At 37.9% G+C, this 17,130-nt stretch carries 16 protein-coding genes; 8 read left to right on the top strand and 8 right to left on the bottom strand.

Annotated elements, in window-relative coordinates; genetic code table 11:
- Positions 1–2: 2 nt before the first annotated feature.
- Together LV92_RS19075 and purU are read right to left on the bottom strand one after the other, a co-directional pair.
- Positions 3–704: a DUF4197 domain-containing protein gene (locus tag LV92_RS19075; protein WP_111625199.1), complete on the bottom strand. Its 702-nt coding sequence runs from the start codon at positions 702–704 to the stop codon at positions 3–5.
- Between the two features lie 56 nt (positions 705–760).
- Entirely contained in the window at positions 761–1,612 is an 852-nt protein-coding gene (gene purU, locus LV92_RS19070; protein WP_111625198.1) for a formyltetrahydrofolate deformylase, read from the bottom strand.
- A gap of 253 nt (positions 1,613–1,865) precedes the next feature.
- Here purU and LV92_RS19060 point away from each other — a divergent pair, with 253 nt between their 5' ends.
- Entirely contained in the window at positions 1,866–5,324 is a 3,459-nt protein-coding gene (locus LV92_RS19060; protein WP_111625196.1) for a methylmalonyl-CoA mutase family protein, read from the top strand.
- Positions 5,325–5,419: 95 nt separating this feature from the next.
- Here the strand turns inward: LV92_RS19060 and LV92_RS19055 are convergent, their stop codons facing one another.
- Entirely contained in the window at positions 5,420–5,812 is a 393-nt protein-coding gene (locus LV92_RS19055) for a hypothetical protein (protein ID WP_111625195.1), read from the bottom strand.
- Positions 5,813–5,930: 118 nt separating this feature from the next.
- On the opposite strand from LV92_RS19055, the gene LV92_RS19050 reads away from it, so the two are divergent.
- From LV92_RS19050 to LV92_RS19040, 3 genes are all read left to right on the top strand, one after another.
- A complete protein-coding gene (locus tag LV92_RS19050; protein WP_111625259.1) occupies positions 5,931–6,383 on the top strand; it encodes an Lrp/AsnC family transcriptional regulator in 453 nt (150 codons plus the stop codon).
- 208 nt (positions 6,384–6,591) lie between these two features.
- The gene (locus tag LV92_RS19045; protein WP_111625194.1) at positions 6,592–8,004 is read left to right on the top strand and encodes an alpha/beta hydrolase; all 1,413 of its coding nucleotides are present in this window, start codon (positions 6,592–6,594) and stop codon (positions 8,002–8,004) included.
- Between the two features lie 259 nt (positions 8,005–8,263).
- Positions 8,264–8,905 carry a DUF1684 domain-containing protein gene (locus LV92_RS19040; RefSeq protein WP_111625258.1) on the top strand — a complete coding sequence of 214 codons (642 nt, stop codon included), beginning with the start codon at positions 8,264–8,266 and terminating at the stop codon, positions 8,903–8,905.
- A gap of 51 nt (positions 8,906–8,956) precedes the next feature.
- Here LV92_RS19040 and LV92_RS19035 read toward each other — a convergent pair whose 3' ends face one another.
- The 4 genes from LV92_RS19035 to crcB form a co-directional block, all read right to left on the bottom strand.
- The gene (locus LV92_RS19035) at positions 8,957–10,024 is read right to left on the bottom strand and encodes an outer membrane beta-barrel protein (protein ID WP_111625193.1); all 1,068 of its coding nucleotides are present in this window, start codon (positions 10,022–10,024) and stop codon (positions 8,957–8,959) included.
- A gap of 118 nt (positions 10,025–10,142) precedes the next feature.
- Positions 10,143–11,393: an ammonium transporter gene (locus LV92_RS19030; RefSeq protein ID WP_111625192.1), complete on the bottom strand. Its 1,251-nt coding sequence runs from the start codon at positions 11,391–11,393 to the stop codon at positions 10,143–10,145.
- A 30-nt stretch (positions 11,394–11,423) separates the two neighbouring features.
- Positions 11,424–11,762 (bottom strand): P-II family nitrogen regulator, encoded by a 339-nt coding sequence (locus LV92_RS19025; protein ID WP_111625191.1) that lies wholly within the window; start codon positions 11,760–11,762, stop codon positions 11,424–11,426.
- 297 nt (positions 11,763–12,059) lie between these two features.
- The gene (gene crcB, locus LV92_RS19020; protein WP_111625190.1) at positions 12,060–12,428 is read right to left on the bottom strand and encodes a fluoride efflux transporter CrcB; all 369 of its coding nucleotides are present in this window, start codon (positions 12,426–12,428) and stop codon (positions 12,060–12,062) included.
- Positions 12,429–13,092: 664 nt separating this feature from the next.
- Between crcB and LV92_RS19010 the strand changes: the two genes are divergently transcribed.
- Positions 13,093–13,482: a pyrophosphohydrolase domain-containing protein gene (locus LV92_RS19010; protein WP_111625188.1), complete on the top strand. Its 390-nt coding sequence runs from the start codon at positions 13,093–13,095 to the stop codon at positions 13,480–13,482.
- 91 nt (positions 13,483–13,573) lie between these two features.
- Here LV92_RS19010 and LV92_RS19005 read toward each other — a convergent pair whose 3' ends face one another.
- Positions 13,574–14,647, bottom strand: a complete 1,074-nt coding sequence (locus tag LV92_RS19005; RefSeq protein ID WP_111625187.1) for a branched-chain amino acid aminotransferase — start codon at positions 14,645–14,647, stop codon at positions 13,574–13,576.
- Between the two features lie 129 nt (positions 14,648–14,776).
- Between LV92_RS19005 and LV92_RS19000 the strand changes: the two genes are divergently transcribed.
- The 3 genes from LV92_RS19000 (at position 14,777) to LV92_RS18990 (ending at position 17,012) form a co-directional block, all read left to right on the top strand.
- Positions 14,777–15,256 carry a DUF4920 domain-containing protein gene (locus tag LV92_RS19000; protein ID WP_111625186.1) on the top strand — a complete coding sequence of 160 codons (480 nt, stop codon included), beginning with the start codon at positions 14,777–14,779 and terminating at the stop codon, positions 15,254–15,256.
- Position 15,257: 1 nt separating this feature from the next.
- Entirely contained in the window at positions 15,258–15,923 is a 666-nt protein-coding gene (gene mnmD / locus LV92_RS18995) for a tRNA (5-methylaminomethyl-2-thiouridine)(34)-methyltransferase MnmD (RefSeq protein ID WP_111625185.1), read from the top strand.
- A gap of 126 nt (positions 15,924–16,049) precedes the next feature.
- Positions 16,050–17,012, top strand: a complete 963-nt coding sequence (locus LV92_RS18990) for a TIGR01777 family oxidoreductase (protein ID WP_111625184.1) — start codon at positions 16,050–16,052, stop codon at positions 17,010–17,012.
- Positions 17,013–17,130 lie beyond the last annotated feature (118 nt).

The following is a 17,130-nucleotide window of genomic DNA, read 5'->3' as shown; positions in this document are numbered from 1 at the left end:
TTTTAATCCTGTAGGGCAAAAACTTTTCTCAATACATCCGTGGTTCTTGAGGAAACCTTGTTCCTAATCTCCTTTTCTTCAACAGCAATCATCGTAAATACGCCATTCAGGGCCTCTTGGGTAACGTAATCTGTAAGGTCCGGATTTACATTATTGGTAAGGGGAATGTTGTTGTATCTAGTAATTAAATTGTTCCAGATCTTATCTGCCCCGACTTTTTCAAAGGAATTTTTGATCACAGGGTTAAATTTATTGTACAGTTCTGTTTGTGTTGCATTGGTAAGGTATATGGTTGCTGCATTGTCCGATCCCAAAAGAATGTTTTTGGCATCGCTAAAGGTCATTCCCTTTACCGCATTTACAAATATAGGTGTGGCTTCACCAACGGCATCCTCTGCGGCCCTGTTCAGTATTTTTAGACCTTCATCGGCTAAGCTGGACAAGCCAATGTCCCTGAGGGTCTTGTCTACTTTCTGTAATTCTTCGGGAAGCATAATTTTCACCAGTTCGTTACCAAAAAAGCCATCGTTTTGAGTAAGTTTGCTTACCTGTTTGTCGATTCCCATATTAAGGGCTTCCTTTAATCCGTTTGCAATTTCTTCATTGCCAAGGGTACCTCCTTGGGGTAATTGATTGACCACCTGTTGTAATTCCGAACATCCAACGAATTGAAATAGGACTACGGCTAATAAGACTTTTTTCATTTTAAAATTTTAGAGTTATAACAATAACTTAGGCTATAGGGATTTATTACTTGGGGTTATGAGAAAATTACGGTTTTGTTGTTGTAGACCATGGTCTTTCTTCCAATGTGAAGTTTTACAGCCCTGGATAGTACAATTTTTTCCAAATCCCGTCCCTTCGTAATAAAGTCCTTGATACTATGCGCATGGGTTACGGTTGTAACATCCTGTTCTATGATAGGGCCGGCATCCAATTCCTCGGTAACGTAATGACTGGTGGCACCTATAATTTTGACACCCCTCTCAAAGGCCGCGTGATATGGTTTTGCACCAGCAAATGCGGGAAGAAACGAATGGTGTATGTTGATAATCTTATTGGGGTATTGATCAATAATTTTGCCAGTAACAATTTGCATATATCTGGCCAATACAATAAAATCTATTTGGTACTCCTTTAAAAGCGCCAATTGACGATTTTCAGCTTCAATTTTGGTGCTTTTAGTTACCGGTATATGGAAAAAAGGAATTTCGAATTGATTTGCTACATATTCCAAGTCACTGTGATTGCTAAGGATAAAGGGTATTTCAACCTCTAATTCACCTATATTGTACCTGCTTAATAAATCGTATAGACAATGATTGTATTTAGAAACGAATAGGGCCATTTTTGGCTTTACAGAGCCCAAATGCAAACTCCACTCCATTTGATATGGTTGGGCCAATTCATTCTCAAATTCTTGCTTTAAATTTTTTACGGCTGGAATGTTCTTTTCAAAATCACTTTCCAGTCTCATAAAGAATACACCAGCTTCTTTATCTACGTGCTGATCAATATAAATAATATTGCCTCCTTTCTTATGTATAAATCCGGTTACTGTACTAATTATTCCTGATTGGTCGGGGCAATTAATGAGGATAGTTGTCTTCAAAGTTTAACTGTTTTAGGGGGTAAAATTAGGATTTTAGGAATGAAGTAGTCTAGCTGAGAGGTATTTTTATAAAATTCTAATTTTATCACCATAATTTTTGCGTTTTTGTTAAATTGCACCCAAATAATGTTCCTTTTTTTATCTATTAAAAAGAGAGCGCCTCGATAATTCAATTCCTTCAATTACCTCTTCAAGGAGCGATTATGGATGGAGGTATTTATTAAATCGATAAAAGGGAATTAGTATTGATGTTATGAAACAGAAGCCACCATATATTCCTAAAAATAAAGTTCGTATAGTTACGGCTGCATCCCTGTTTGATGGTCACGATGCGGCAATTAACATGATGAGGCGTATTATTCAGTCTACCGGTGTGGAGGTAATTCATTTGGGTCACGATCGCAGTGTGTCCGAGGTAGTTGATTGTGCCATACAGGAGGATGTAAATGCCATTGCCATAACTTCATACCAGGGAGGGCACATGGAGTATTTTAAGTACATGCACGATCTTTTGACGGATAAGGGTGCAGGCCACATTAAGATTTTTGGAGGTGGCGGAGGAGTAATTCACCCTGTAGAGATAAAAGAATTAATGGATTATGGGATAACCAAAATATATTCCCCTGATGATGGCAGGACTATGGGGCTACAGGGAATGATAAATGATTTGGTAAAGCAAAGCGATTTCCCCGTTCCAAATTTAAAAATTCCCGAAGGCCGATCAATAATCCAGTTATTAGAGGAAAGGAATGTAAATGCCATAGCACGGCTTATTACCTTGGCCGAAAATAGACATGAGGACTTTGAAAAGGATTTTTCAGGTTTGGCTATAAAGAAAAGTGCTGTGCCCGTACTTGGCATCACAGGGACAGGAGGCGCTGGAAAATCGAGTTTGGTAGATGAATTGGTAAGAAGATTCTTGTTGGATTTCCCAGATAAGACCATAGGACTAATTTCTGTTGATCCGTCCAAAAGGAAAACGGGAGGTGCATTGTTAGGAGATCGTATTCGTATGAACGCCATCAACGACTCCCGGGTCTATATGAGATCGCTTGCTACTAGACAGTCCAATTTGGCATTGTCCAAACACGTGGACGAGGCAGTGCAAGTCCTAAAAGCGGCAGGGTTCCATTTAATTATTTTGGAGACATCGGGCATCGGTCAGTCGGATACGGAGATAATTGAACACAGTGATGTATCCTTATATGTTATGACGCCCGAATTTGGCGCCGCTACCCAGTTGGAAAAAATTGATATGTTGGATTTTGCGGATATCGTTGCTATTAATAAGTTCGATAAAAGAGGAGCGCTAGATGCACTAAGGGACGTAAAAAAGCAATATGTGCGCAATCATGGACTATGGGAGGCAGATCATGATGAGCTGCCTATTTTAGGGACTATAGCCTCGCAGTTCAATGATCCTGGCATGAATCGTTTGTATAAAACCGTAATGGATAAATTGGTTTCAAAAACCGGAACAGCCTTGAATTCCCAATTCCAAATTGGAAATGGCAATGAAGAGAAGGTTTATATAATTCCCCCTTCGCGCACACGTTATTTGTCGGAAATAGCCGATAACAATCGGGCCTATGATAAAGAGGTCCTTCATCAAGCCGAGCTGGCCCAAAGCTTATATGGTATTTTTAAGACCATACAGGCCATATCAAGGGTAGATACCAAGGTAGATTTTAATACATTTCTGTTAAAAGAAGGATTAAATTCAGAAGCAATTTTGGGGTTATCGCTATCTGATGATAAAAAACACCTATTGAAGCAACTGTTCAAAGAGTTCAATGAAATAAAAATGAATTTGGATTCCCATAATTGGGAACTGATCCTAAATTGGAAAAAAAAGATTCAACAGTATAAAGCTCCAACTTTTAGTTTTAAGGTAAGGGGAAAAGAGATAAAATTGGAAACCCATACGAAATCATTGGCCCAAACCGATATTCCAAAAGTGGCGCTTCCAAAATACAGGGCATGGGGCGATATTTTGGGTTGGATACTCCAAGAAAATGTACCAGGGGAATTTCCTTATACGGCCGGACTCTATCCTTTTAAGAGAACAGAAGAAGATCCTACAAGAATGTTTGCGGGAGAAGGTGGCCCTGAACGCACCAACAGGCGTTTTCATTATGTTAGTTTGGGATTGCCGGCCAAGCGTTTATCCACCGCATTTGATTCGGTAACCCTCTATGGTCAAGATCCGGATTTTAGACCTGATATTTATGGGAAAATAGGCAACGCAGGGGTTTCTATCTGCTGTTTGGACGATGCCAAAAAATTGTATTCCGGATTTGATCTGTGTAGTCCCACTACCTCTGTCAGTATGACTATCAATGGTCCTGCACCTATGTTGTTGGGTTATTTTATGAATGCCGCCATTGATCAGAATTGTGAGAAATATATATTGAAAAATGGGCTTGAAAAAGAGGTTGAAAGGAAAATAGCTGCCTTGTATAAGGAGAAAGGTTTGGCCAGGCCAAAATACCAAGGGGAATTACCTGAAGGTAATGAGGGGTTGGGATTAATGCTATTGGGTATCACGGGTGATCAGGTCTTGCCCCAAAATGTGTATTCCGAAATTAAAAAGAAGACCCTTAATACGGTAAGAGGTACGGTGCAAGCAGATATCTTAAAAGAAGATCAGGCTCAAAATACCTGCATTTTTTCAACCGAATTTGCCCTGCGACTAATGGGGGATGTTCAGGAATACTTTATTCAGCACTCGGTACGTAATTTTTATTCGGTTTCCATTTCAGGGTATCACATTGCGGAGGCGGGGGCCAATCCCATTACCCAATTGGCGTTTACGCTGTCTAACGGCTTTACCTATGTGGAGTATTATTTAAGTAGGGGAATGGATATCAATAAATTTGGTCCCAACCTATCCTTTTTCTTTTCAAATGGGATAGACCCGGAATATGCTGTAATAGGAAGGGTTGCACGTCGCATATGGGCAAAGTCAATGCACCTTAAGTATGGAGCAGACCCCAGAGCGCAGATGTTAAAGTACCATATCCAAACTTCGGGGCGAAGCTTGCATGCCCAGGAAATAGATTTTAATGATATCCGTACTACCTTACAAGCTCTGTATGCCATCTATGACAACTGTAATTCCTTACATACCAATGCCTATGATGAGGCAATAACCACTCCAACAGAGGACTCCGTTCGCAGGGCCATGGCCATTCAATTGATTATAAACAAAGAATTGGGCTTGACAAAAAACGAAAATCCATTGCAGGGTTCCTTTATAATTGAAGAATTGACAGATCTGGTGGAGGAAGCCGTGTTACTGGAGTTTGACCGTATTACAGAACGGGGGGGTGTGCTGGGGGCTATGGAAACAATGTATCAGCGATCTAAAATTCAGGAGGAGAGCCTCTACTACGAAACGCTAAAGCACAACGGGGAACTGCCTATTATAGGAGTAAATTCCTTTTTGAGCACCAAAGGGTCGCCGACAATTATGCCGGCAGAAGTTATCCGGGCAACAGAGTCCGAAAAACAGGCCCAAATAGGCGCCTTGGAAAATTTACATGCTGCGATGGGGCTAACTGCCAAGGCCCAATTAAAGGAATTACAGGAAATAGCGGTTAAAAACGGGAATATTTTTGAAAAGTTGATGGAGGTTACCAAGTTCAGCTCTTTGGGACAAATTACAGATGCGTTGTTTGCGGTAGGGGGGCAGTATAGGAGGAATATGTAGTTGCAGGGATATGACCTTAATTGGTATTAAGTTCGATTATGGGGAAAATATAAGACTCTTATGAAATACAAATACAGGAAAATAAGCAGAAAGAATTAGCTCCGAATAGATCGTCTCCAAACTTTGTACAATCTTCTGAAACTTTTAATTTCGCTCCTTAAAAGATTTAAGTATTCCTTTTCCTTTACCCCATCCTTTTCCAAACCGGTACAATAAGAACTTATATTTCTTATGATAACATTGATAAAGGTTGCGCTTCTCATTCGTGAAGCATAACATTCGGAGCGTTCTGCTGCTGCAATTTGTTGGGGAATTAGAATGGAATCGGTTAGCAGGGAATCTACCATTATATCCCTATGGCTGTTAGATTGGTATAACTTTAGCAGATCCTTGTTGTAGGATAGGTACGAAGCAATTTCCCTGCTCATCTGTAAAAGATCCAAGGATTTGCGATAAATCGGAATCGTACTTAAGTTTTTGTAAGGCATTTTTTTATAATAACTTCTGTTATATAAAATTACGTCGAAATTAGCAAATTAGAGTTTATATAACAAAGTAAAATTGTAATTTAGCTGTTGAAAGTTAATAATTTTGATCCATTTTATTTTGAATACAAAGATTGACGTCCTTAATTGGAAGATATTAAAATTACTTCAGGAAAATGCCCGGGAATCTTTTGCCAATATAGGCAGGAAAGTGGGATTAACGCCCCCTGCGGTTGCGGAAAGGGTGAAGAAAATGGAAGACATTGGGGTTATCTCAGGTTACAAAGCAGTGGTATCCCATTCGCATACTGGATATCAATTAAAAGCCATAATTACTCTGCGTGCCTTTATGGGGAAGTTGCGGCCTTTTTTGGATATTGTAAACACCTATGAAGAGGTTGTTAATTGTTATAGGATTACAGGTAATGAAAATATTATAATGTTGGTGGTCCTAAAGGATCAATTTCATTTGGAAAAATTCATAGACAAGCTTATACAATACGGGGAGACCAGGACCCACATTATTCTATCCGATGTAGTGTCCAACGCTCCCATTAAAAAAAGGGAGGCTTAAGAGAAGTTAGTAATAAGGAAATTAAAATTAAAAGGGGTTGGCAGCTTTGGTACTATATTTTTATTATTTAATTTAATGTATTGTAAGGCCTAGGTGAAAAAGAGCTGGTAGTATTTTTTGCAATGACAACTGTTATCAGTTTCTATGGCGTTTCGGAATGGCCGGAATATTATTTTAATTTGGCTAGATATTTGATGTCAATAATTCTATGAAAAAAATTATATTATTTCTGTTTCTTGGGGCCGGTTTATTGAGTAATTCACAACAGATGACCTTGAAAAAAGGTGTCGTAATCGATTCAATTGGCGTCAAAGATTCCATATCCGAAAGTTTTTCACTTTACATTCCTACCAGTTTTGAAATGGATAAAAATTGGCCCATCCTTTTTGTTTTTGATATGGAAGGTAGGGGTAGGCAAGCTATTCGTATGTTTATAGGGGCAGCCGAAAAGCAGGGGTATATACTAGCGGCATCGAACAATGTAAACGATACTTTGACCACATCCCAGAATATTCTGATAACCGGAAGGATGTTCAATGATGTCATCAAGATATTACCTGTTCAAAAGAACAGAATCTACAGTGCTGGCTTTGATAGTGGTGCCAGATTTGCATCTGTACTGCCCATTTTTGTGAAAGGTATATCCGGAGTAATTTCCTCTGGTGCCGTATATCCCAATATGGACATATTGGATACGAATAATTTATTTCATTTTATAGGAATCGTAGGGAAGGAAGATTATGCATATCCAGAAATGTTGGCAGGGAGTTCCATAATGGGTCGCTTAAAATTCCCTAATCAATTATTGGTGTTTAACGGAGGGCATGAATGGCCCAATACCCAATATCTGGGGAAGGCCTTGGAAATTTTCACCCTGTCGGCCATGGCCAAGGGTCAATCCGAGAAAGATGAGACCTATATAAATGATACTTATGCCCAAAATTTGAAGGATATAAATCTCTTGATTGGATCCAACAGATTAATCCAGGCCGATAATTTATTGGATGAAGTAATATCCGTATATAGGGTCTTGAAGGATAGTGATTCCCTCAAGAAAATAAAGCGCGAGCTTAAAAAAGATAAGCTTTTTAAAACCATGACGCGGAATGAGAACAACACCCTGTTAAAGGAGTCATTTATTAAAGAGGATTATGTATATTATTTGGAAGAGGATCTAGCTACTTATAATTATAATAATTTGGGTTGGTGGATATACCAAATGGACGAGTTGAAGAAATACGACAACAGTAAAATAGAGGCGGAAAGAGAAATGGGAAAACGTCTTTTAGGTTATGTAAATGCATTAATCGAGGATAATATTGATATAGTAAATTCTGGAACTCAGGTAGATCAAGAAGTCCTGAGTCTGCTTTGGATGTTAAAAACGATAACGGATCCCACAGACCATAGCTATTACCTCAAAATAATATCGAATAGTGCTAAAATGGAGGATTACGGAACCTCCCTGTTTTATTTGGAAGAATTATTGAAAAAAGGGTATATGGACAAAGCTGAATTATATAGTCTGGAGAATACGGCTTTGTTGCGTATAACCCCCGAATTTAATGAAATTGTGGCCAAATACTTAAAAGATGCCCGTTATGAAACTATAGAAGAATAAGTTGCTGTCATAAAGGGAATTCCTGTTTGTTGAAGTCTCTGGACCCCTAATATTATTTTCCTAGACATATTTAATACCCATTTCATGTAAGCGGATAAGTGCAAGGGTACCTCTTTTTATAATTATATCTTTTTCATTAAAAAAAACTTCTATAAATATTTTCGGATTTACTTCATAAATCGGCCCAGGGTAAGTTTGGTACCCAAAATTCTTTTATTCAGAAAAATGGATGTTGTATTTTTATGCCAAAAGAAGGAAAATGAAGCAGTTATTTTTGGTTTTATTCTTATTGACATTGAGCTGTAAGGAAAAAAGGTACCACGATCAAGAGGAAAAGAATACGGTGCAACTGGAGTCCGGAGCCATAGAGGATATTATTCAATTTCAGAAAAAACTGAACGAGGAATTCAAAGATCCTAAAACCTCGCCCTTGCCGGATAGGTTTAGAAAGGATTTTACAACTTTGGATTTTTATGAGCCAGATACAACCTATAGGATTATTGCAAAATTCACGCGTACGCCAGAGGCTTTACCTTTCATGATGCCTACCACTACAGAAAGACAGACGGAGGAGGTTATTTTTGGGATAATAACTTTTAATCTAAAAGGACGTATCCATAAATTGGAAGTATATCAAAATCAGGAATTGATGCAACAAGAGAAATATAGGGATTATTTATTTTTGCCGTTTGCGGACCTTACCAATGGAGAGGAAACTTATGGTGGGGGAAGATATTTAGACCTGACCATTCCTTCAGGAGATACAATTCTTTTGGATTTTAATAAGGCTTATAATCCATACTGTGCCTACAATCCAAAATATTCCTGTCCTTTGGTTCCAAGGCAGAATAGGTTGGATGTTGAGATTGCGGCAGGGGTGAAGGCATTTAAAAAGGGGTGAAAATAAAAAGCCCCGCTTTAAGCGGGGCTATAAATAATAAACTCATTTTTTTTAGAAAGAGTAAACGGCTGCTAGCACAAATGAGGATAAACTCTTTTGTGGAGCCAAATCCGTATCTAGGAAATTAAAGGAATCATCCGATGCACTATCCAAACGCAATTCAGGCTTAATTATTAAATTGCCTATGGTGGCACTTCCTGTAAGAGTTACTGCAAAAACACTGGAATCTTCAACTCCTGTTCCAATTGCACCATAGTCGCCTGTTTCTGTGAAATATTCACCTCTTAATCCCAAGGTAAAGTTTTCAGAAGTAGCGTATTGTGGATAAAGAGCTACACCAGCAAAACCAACATCATCATTATCGTAAAGGGCTGCATTGATTCCTAAAAAGAATGATTCTGACAAATCAAATCCACCTGTGAAGTCAATTTCGAATGCCCCGTCATCAGCAAGGAAGTTTAGGAATTGACCGCTATATCCCAATTGAGCACCAAAAGCATATTTCTCGGTAGGATTCAATTCAGTTTGATCTGTTGGGTTCATGATGGCCAACATTAAGCTAAAATCATCAGATAGGGTAAAGTCAGCCTTCAGACCAGTATGGGAGAAAGGACCATAAGAAAACAAATAAGATGTACTATAGTTAAAATTGGCAACTGGAGATATTACTTCGTAACCTAGAAAGGTGTTGAAGTTACCAAATGTCAATTTAACCGATTCGCTTAAATTCCAGTATACATACAATTGGTTTACAATGTTTCCTGTAGCTGAATATAAAGGAGAAGCAAAAATAGCATCTGTTCCTCTAGGTCCAAAAACAAGGTCCGCTACAAACCCAACATCTTCGCCTTCGTAAGCGGCTATTACATTGGCCATCCCTAAAGCAAAACCAGGTAAGTTGGCAAAGGAAGATCCGGGAGCCGCATTGGGCAATCCAGAGGCATCGTCAAAACCATTGTCGCCATTTAAGTTGGTTCTGTAATAGGCATCCACACTTCCGCTTAGGCTAAATTTCTTGGCTTCTTCTTCATCTTCTTGGGCGAAAGTTACTGTTGAAGCAAGAGCAAATGCAAGTAATAGTAAATTTTTTACGTATTTTGTATAAATAATCGTTTTCATAATTCAATTGTTTATATCCTTTGTTTAAGGATGTTAGCTAAATATTGAGTTGTTGTTTTGAAAAAAGGTTATTAACGGAGCGTTCTGCAAAACGCTCCGTTACCTTTTGTTTTGTTTATTAGTGTTGGTTCATTCTGAAGTCGGCATAAGCATCCATTCCGTGCTCATGTAAATCCAAGCCTTCCAATTCTTCTTCTTTGGAAACTCTTATTCCAGAAGTTTTCTTGATAGCGAATAGAATGATGAATGCAGTTAGACAGCAGAAAACACCAGCTGCAGCTACTCCTGTTAATTGATATAAAAATTGTGATACACCGGCCTTAACTCCAAAGATCCCTACTGCCAAAGTACCCCAGATACCGCAGATAAGGTGAACTGCAACTGCTCCAACTGGATCGTCCAATTTTATTTTGTCCACTAAGGCTACACCTAGTACAATTACTACACCGGCGATTAGACCTATAATAATTGCCTCGAAAGGAGACATTAAGTCGGCTCCGGCTGTAATTCCAACCAAACCACCCAAGATACCGTTCAGCATCATGGTAAGGTCATAGTTCTTGTAAAGTATTGTTGAGAAAATAAAAGATCCTATGCCACCTGCAGCTGCTGCCAAACAAGTAGTAACCAATACTATTGAAGTCCCAGCTGGATCTGCAGATAATACCGATCCTCCATTAAAGCCGAACCAGCCTAACCAAAGAATAAGAACCCCTGCTGCTGCCAAAGGTATGTTGTGTCCTGGAATTGCATTTGGTTTGCCATCTTCGCCAAACTTACCAATCCTTGGTCCTAATATATATATGGCAACCAAAGCTGCCCATCCTCCAACGGAATGTACCAAGGTAGATCCAGCGAAATCATGGAAACCTCCATCTTCACCACCAAGTGTAGAAAGGAATCCACCACCCCATTGCCAAGATCCAACAATAGGATATACCACACCTACATAGATTATGGTGAATATCATAAAGCCGCCTAGTTTAATACGTTCTGCTACTGCTCCAGAAACTATGGTAGCAGCTGTAGCGGCAAACATCGCTTGAAAAAGAAAATCTGTCCAATAGGTATACCCTTCATTATAACTTAGGTCTAGGCTACCATCTGGAAGAATAGGGGCTTCAATGCCGAATCCTGCAAAACCAAGATAACCGTTGAAATCACCTGGGTACATAAGGTTGAATCCTCCTATATAATATAAAAGTAACCCTATGCAGATGATGAATACGTTCTTAAATAAGATGTTGATTGTGTTTTTTTGTCTGGTAAGTCCGATTTCCAAAAGTGAAAATCCTAAATGCATGAAGAATACGAGAGCCGTACATATCATCATCCAAACGTTATTTGCTGTAAATAATCCTACGTCCATGTTGTTTTTTGTTTGTTGGTTCTTAATTTTTTAGTTAATTCCTGCTTTTCCGCTTTCTTTTGTTCTGATGCGATATGCTTCCAAAACTTCGGAAACGAAAATTTTCCCGTCACCTACGTTGCCGGAATACGCTGTTTCAAGAATAGTGTTTACGGTAGTCTCCAAGAAATCGTCCGATATTACAATGGAAAGATACCTGCGTTGAATGTCGGATGTACTATAGGAAATGCCTCTATAGACATGACCTTCTTTTTCATTTCCAACTCCCGTTACGTCCCAGTAACTAAAAAAGTTTACTCCAATTTGATGTAACGCTTTTTTTACGTCATCAAATTTTGACTTCCTAATAATTGCCTCGATTTTTTTCATAATTGATTTATTATTTATGAGACAAAAATATATATTAAATACATACCCCCCTATTTTTTAGGGGGTATATGCGTTAGAATTACATTTTATATAAAAATGCCCTATTTATTTTGAGGGTATGGTGATTCAAAAAGATTATTATGTTGATTTGTTAAAACTTTTAACACTTGATTGGGCTAAAAGCTGAAAAAATCGCGTCTTTTTAGGTATTTTACTATTGATAATGCAGAAAAACGGCCAATTCCACTAAAATAAACAGAAAGGTCTATAAATGTTTTAAAAGATTTTAATGGGGGTTTATAGCTTGGAAAACCAGAATCCGATAGCTACTGCAGAGATACCAATTACAAGACTGGCAAGAGTATAAGCGGTGAAGTTGATAAGATCCCCTGTTTTTAAAAAAGAGTGTTGTTCCAGGGCAAAAGTGGAAAAAGTTGTGAAGCCACCACAGAAGCCTGTAGTTAATAATAAGGTCTGATTAGCTGTAAAGAAATTGTTTTTAAGAGAAAGTCCTAGAATAAAACCGATAAGTAGGCAACCTAATATATTTACTATAAAAGTGCCGAGAATAAAATTTTGAAAAGTATTGTTGAATGTTTTGCTTATTAAAAAACGTAAGCCGCTACCTAGGCCCCCTCCAAGAAAGACGAGTAGAAACTGCTTCATGTATATATAGTTTTTATTCCTTGTTCAAAGTAAATAAAAAATATCATATATAAAGGTCTTAATTATGGGTATAGCGTAATTGTAAATACTACCTTATATAGTATTTAGGTAAAGATGTATTAATTTTCTTTTAGACGAGAATTAAACTGCCTTCTTATATTTCGAGTTAATTAAATCTAGGGGGAAGATTACTGTGGTAGATTCTGAAATATTTTTGACGGACTTTTCTTTCTTTTTGGAACTACCGTTAAAACTGACTAAAAAAAGCAATGCGTTTATACCAATAAGAACTAACAAAATACTGAAAAAAGTTACCATACAACTAAATGATTTAGTTATTCAACGCAAAATTACGCCTTTTAGTATATTAAACGTTGTAATAAACAGGAATGTTATGAGCAGCGGTTCTTTTTATTGTGAACGGAAAAAAAATGTTAATTTTTAAGGAAAAACTTAATTAGAAACAAAATTATTATGAAAATTATAAAGAAAAGTCCTACCCATTGAACACCTTTGTAGTTTTTTTTATGAAGTTTTTTGTCTTTTAAATAGGAAAATATAATAATTACTACAAATGCAACGAAAAAAAGACCTGCAAAAATTAATTGTCCCTTACTGAACATATTTATATTTTTACGCAAATCTAACTTAAATAATTTCAATTATGAAAAGTAAACTTAATGCTGTAGAATTGTTCCATAATTCATTTGGGTTGGGTGTTTCCAAAGAAATCAAGGCCAATTTGGGTGAGGCCAAGAATTTGCTGCGCTTTAATTTGATGGATGAAGAGAATAAGGAATATCTAGAGGCAGCTAACAATAATGACTTAGTTGAGGTTGCAGATGCACTTGGCGATATGTTATACATATTGTGCGGTACTATATTGGAGCACGGGATGCAGTATAAAATAGAGGAAGTTTTTGAGGAAATACAGCGAAGTAATATGAGTAAGTTAGGGGATGATGGCAAACCAATCTATCGGGAAGATGGAAAAGTGCTGAAGGGCCCAAATTATTTTAAGCCTAATATTGTGGATATTCTAGATAAAAAGTAGGTTATAGCCGTTGGGAAATCTCAATAAAGACCAAAAAAATTCCCTTGTTCCTTGAAGAAGAGGGGATTTTTTTAATAGGTAAAGTTGGTTTTTATAGAACGTTTACCTCATATCTCCAGCCAAATTTATCTTCGGCCTTGTTGTATTGTATGTCAGTAATACGCTTCTTTAAAATGGAGGCGTAACTATCTTTTAACTCCGGCAGGTCATAGTCCTTTTCTTGGTAACCAAAAGTGGCTATAGGCGAGATTACTGCAGCGGTACCTGCTCCGAACATTTCTTTGAGACTACCATTTTTGGAGGCTTCCACCACCTCTTTTACAGTAATTTTTCTAACCTCTACTGCTATTTTTTCGTCTTTGGCAATCTCTATAATGCTCTTTCTGGTTATACCGTCCAATATTCTATCGCTCGTAGGGCTGGTAATCAAAGTGTCGTTTATCCTGACAAATATATTCATGGCCCCGGCCTCCTCAATATATTCATGGTTGTTGTCATCTGTCCATATTACTTGGTTATAACCTTTTTCTACTGCCAACTGCGTTGGGTAAAACTGTCCGGCGTAATTACCGCCGGCCTTGGCAAAACCTACACCACCATTGGCCGATCGTGAATATTTCTCCTCTATCAAAACTTTTACCTTCCCTGCAAAATAGGAGGCCGATGGGGAACAGGCGATTATAAATTTGTATTCGTCCGAAGGGGAAGCATGGAATCCACACCCTGAGGCAAATACAAAAGGTCTAATATATAAGGAACTCCCTTCGGCAGTCGGAATCCATTTATGGTCCAATTTTAAAAGTGCTGTTAAACCTTCCATAAAGTAATCTTCGGGGAATTCCGGCATAGCAAGTCTTTTGGACGATATGTTGATACGCTTTTGGTTTTCCAAAGGACGGAAGAGCCAAACATTTTGATCTTTGTCCTTATAGGCCTTCATTCCTTCAAAAACAGATTGTCCGTAATGAAAAATTTTAGCCGATGGGTCAAGTGTAATGGGTTGATAAGGAACTATTTTTGGTACTTCCCAAGCGCCATTCTTATAATTACAGAGCATCATGTGATCCGTAAAATATTTTCCAAACGATAAATTATTAAAATCTACTTTATCAATTTTCGAGTCTTTAACTTTCTCAACTTTTATTGAATTTGAAACAGTTTGCATACAATTCTAATTTAAAGCAATAAAATTAAGCAAATATCATTAGCAGTTCTTCTTTTTTCGTCTAAAAATGACCAGTTTTGTAAAGTGATATAAATTCTGAATATTTTGAGGCAATTTAACATTTTGATTATGATTTTTATGGTGTTTTCGGCTTGTGTGGCTCAAAATAAGCCGTCGGTACCGACCAAAGCGGCCTTGATCAACGGGAGTAATGATTATTTTGGAACTCAATTTGACGATTCCGATGCCATAAGCAGTGGGGAAATGCTTGGGAATTATGAAACGATGTCCAAGAAGGATACCCTGGCTTCCAGATTTTCCGGTCTGGTAACGGAGGTTTGCAAGGCCAAAGGATGTTGGATGAAATTGGAATTGGGAAACGGCGAAGTAAGCATGGTTAGATTTAAGGACTATGCATTCTTTGTACCACAGGAATTGGAGGGAAAAGAGGTAATTGTAAATGGTTTGGCCTATGTTGAAGAAATGAGTATTAGGGACCAAAGACACTTTGCCCGTGATGGGGGGAAATCGGAAGAGGAAATTGCCGCTTTGACAAAGGTTGAGAAAAAATATGCCTTTGAGGCAGATGGAGTACTGATAAAAAAATAAATTGAAAAGAAAAATCATAACTACGGCCGACGGTTCCAAAACCATTCAGATCGAAGATTGGAACGAGCAGTATCACTCTATCCATGGTGCTATCCAAGAAGCCTATCATGTTTTTATTAAGAACGGTTTGTCCTTATTCCAAGACCGTCAATTGTCTATTCTGGAAATAGGCTTCGGTACGGGCTTGAATGCGCTTATAACATTATTGGAATCTGAAAAGCGAGGTTTGGATATAACCTATAAAGGTATAGAGGCCTATCCCGTTGTCACGGAAGAATTACAACAATTGGACTATACATCAGCCTTGAATGCGGGGAACTTGGAACAGGATTTTTTAAGTATGCACCAAACTTCTTGGGAGCAATCGCATCCAATAACGGCTAATTTTTCACTAATAAAGCAACAGATCGATTTTAAGGAAATCTCAGACGTTGATCTATTTGATCTAATTTACTTTGATGCCTTTGGAGCAAGGGTGCAACCTGAACTTTGGACCGAGGAAGTTTTTACCCTAATGTACAGGGCATTAAAAAAAGATGGCGTGCTGGTTACCTACTCGGCAAAAGGAAGTGTTAGGAGAGCTATGCAGGCCGTAGGATTTGTTGTTGAACGTTTGCCAGGGCCTCCAGGAAAAAGAGAAATGCTACGAGCCTTAAAGGTTTTATAATTGTCATGCTATTATTATGGATTGTTTAACATATAAAGGGCTGAGACTGTTAAACCTAAACTAAAGTGAACTAATTAAAGCTTTAAAACCCATATATTTATATCAAAGTTGATAGAAAGAAAGGGTATGAAGGTTTTAGTAACAGGTGCAACTGGTCTGGTGGGTAGTGAAATTGTGAATTTGTGCAAACAAAACAATATCTCTATAAATTATTTGACCACTAGGAAGGATAAAATTGTATCCCAAACCGATTATAATGGCTTTTACTGGAATCCGGAAAAGAATGAAATAGACGAAAATTGCTTTAAGGGAATAACCACAATTATTAACCTTGCGGGGTCCAGTATTTCTCAGAGATGGACACGAAGTAATAAAAAAAAGATTCTTAACAGTAGGGTAAAGTCCCTTCGAACTCTGTTGGGTGCTTTATCCAAAGTCGGAGACCATAGCATTAAAACAATAGTTTCTGCTTCGGCAATAGGGATTTACCCCAATTCTCTTTCCCAATATTATAGGGAAGATGTAGAAGAAGTGGATGACAGTTTTTTAGGGGAGGTGGTATCTGTTTGGGAGAAAGAGGTAGATGCCTTTGAAAAATTAAATATTAAAACAGCCAAGATTAGGATAGGATTGGTAATGTCCAATAAAGGTGGGGCATTGCCAGAAATGGCCAAACCTGTAAAATATTATATAGGGGCTGCTATGGGTTCGGGAAATCAATGGCAATCCTGGATTCATCTGCATGATCTAGGCCGGTTATTTCTACATGTAATTTCAAATGACCTAACAGGAATTTATAATGCAGTGGCCCCAAATCCTGTGACCAATGTTAAGCTTACAAAAGAAATTGCTAGAGTTTTGGAAAGACCTTTGTTTTTGCCCAATATTCCACGAACAGTGATGCGTTTGGTTTTGGGTGAAATGTCCTATTTGTTATTTGCCAGTCAGCGGGTGAGCAGTAAAAAAATTCAAGATTCGGGATTTGATTTTATTTATCCCAATATCTGCAGGGCACTGGAAAATATTTATTTGGACAAAGGAGCTCCAACCACCATAGATGCGCTCTACCGGAATGAGTTTATTTCTTAGACATAACATTATAATAAGTTAATAAGCTTTTAACATCCGCCATTGGCGGATGTTTTTTTATAAAGTTTAATGACATTATGACATTTTTAAAGAATTGGCAGTACTTTTGCCATCTGAA

It is taken from the genome of Arenibacter echinorum, assembly GCF_003259375.1.
In the GTDB taxonomy this organism is placed as follows: domain Bacteria; phylum Bacteroidota; class Bacteroidia; order Flavobacteriales; family Flavobacteriaceae; genus Arenibacter; species Arenibacter echinorum.
Note: the sequence above shows the minus strand (reverse complement) of the source record. Positions and strands in the feature narration are given on the sequence as shown.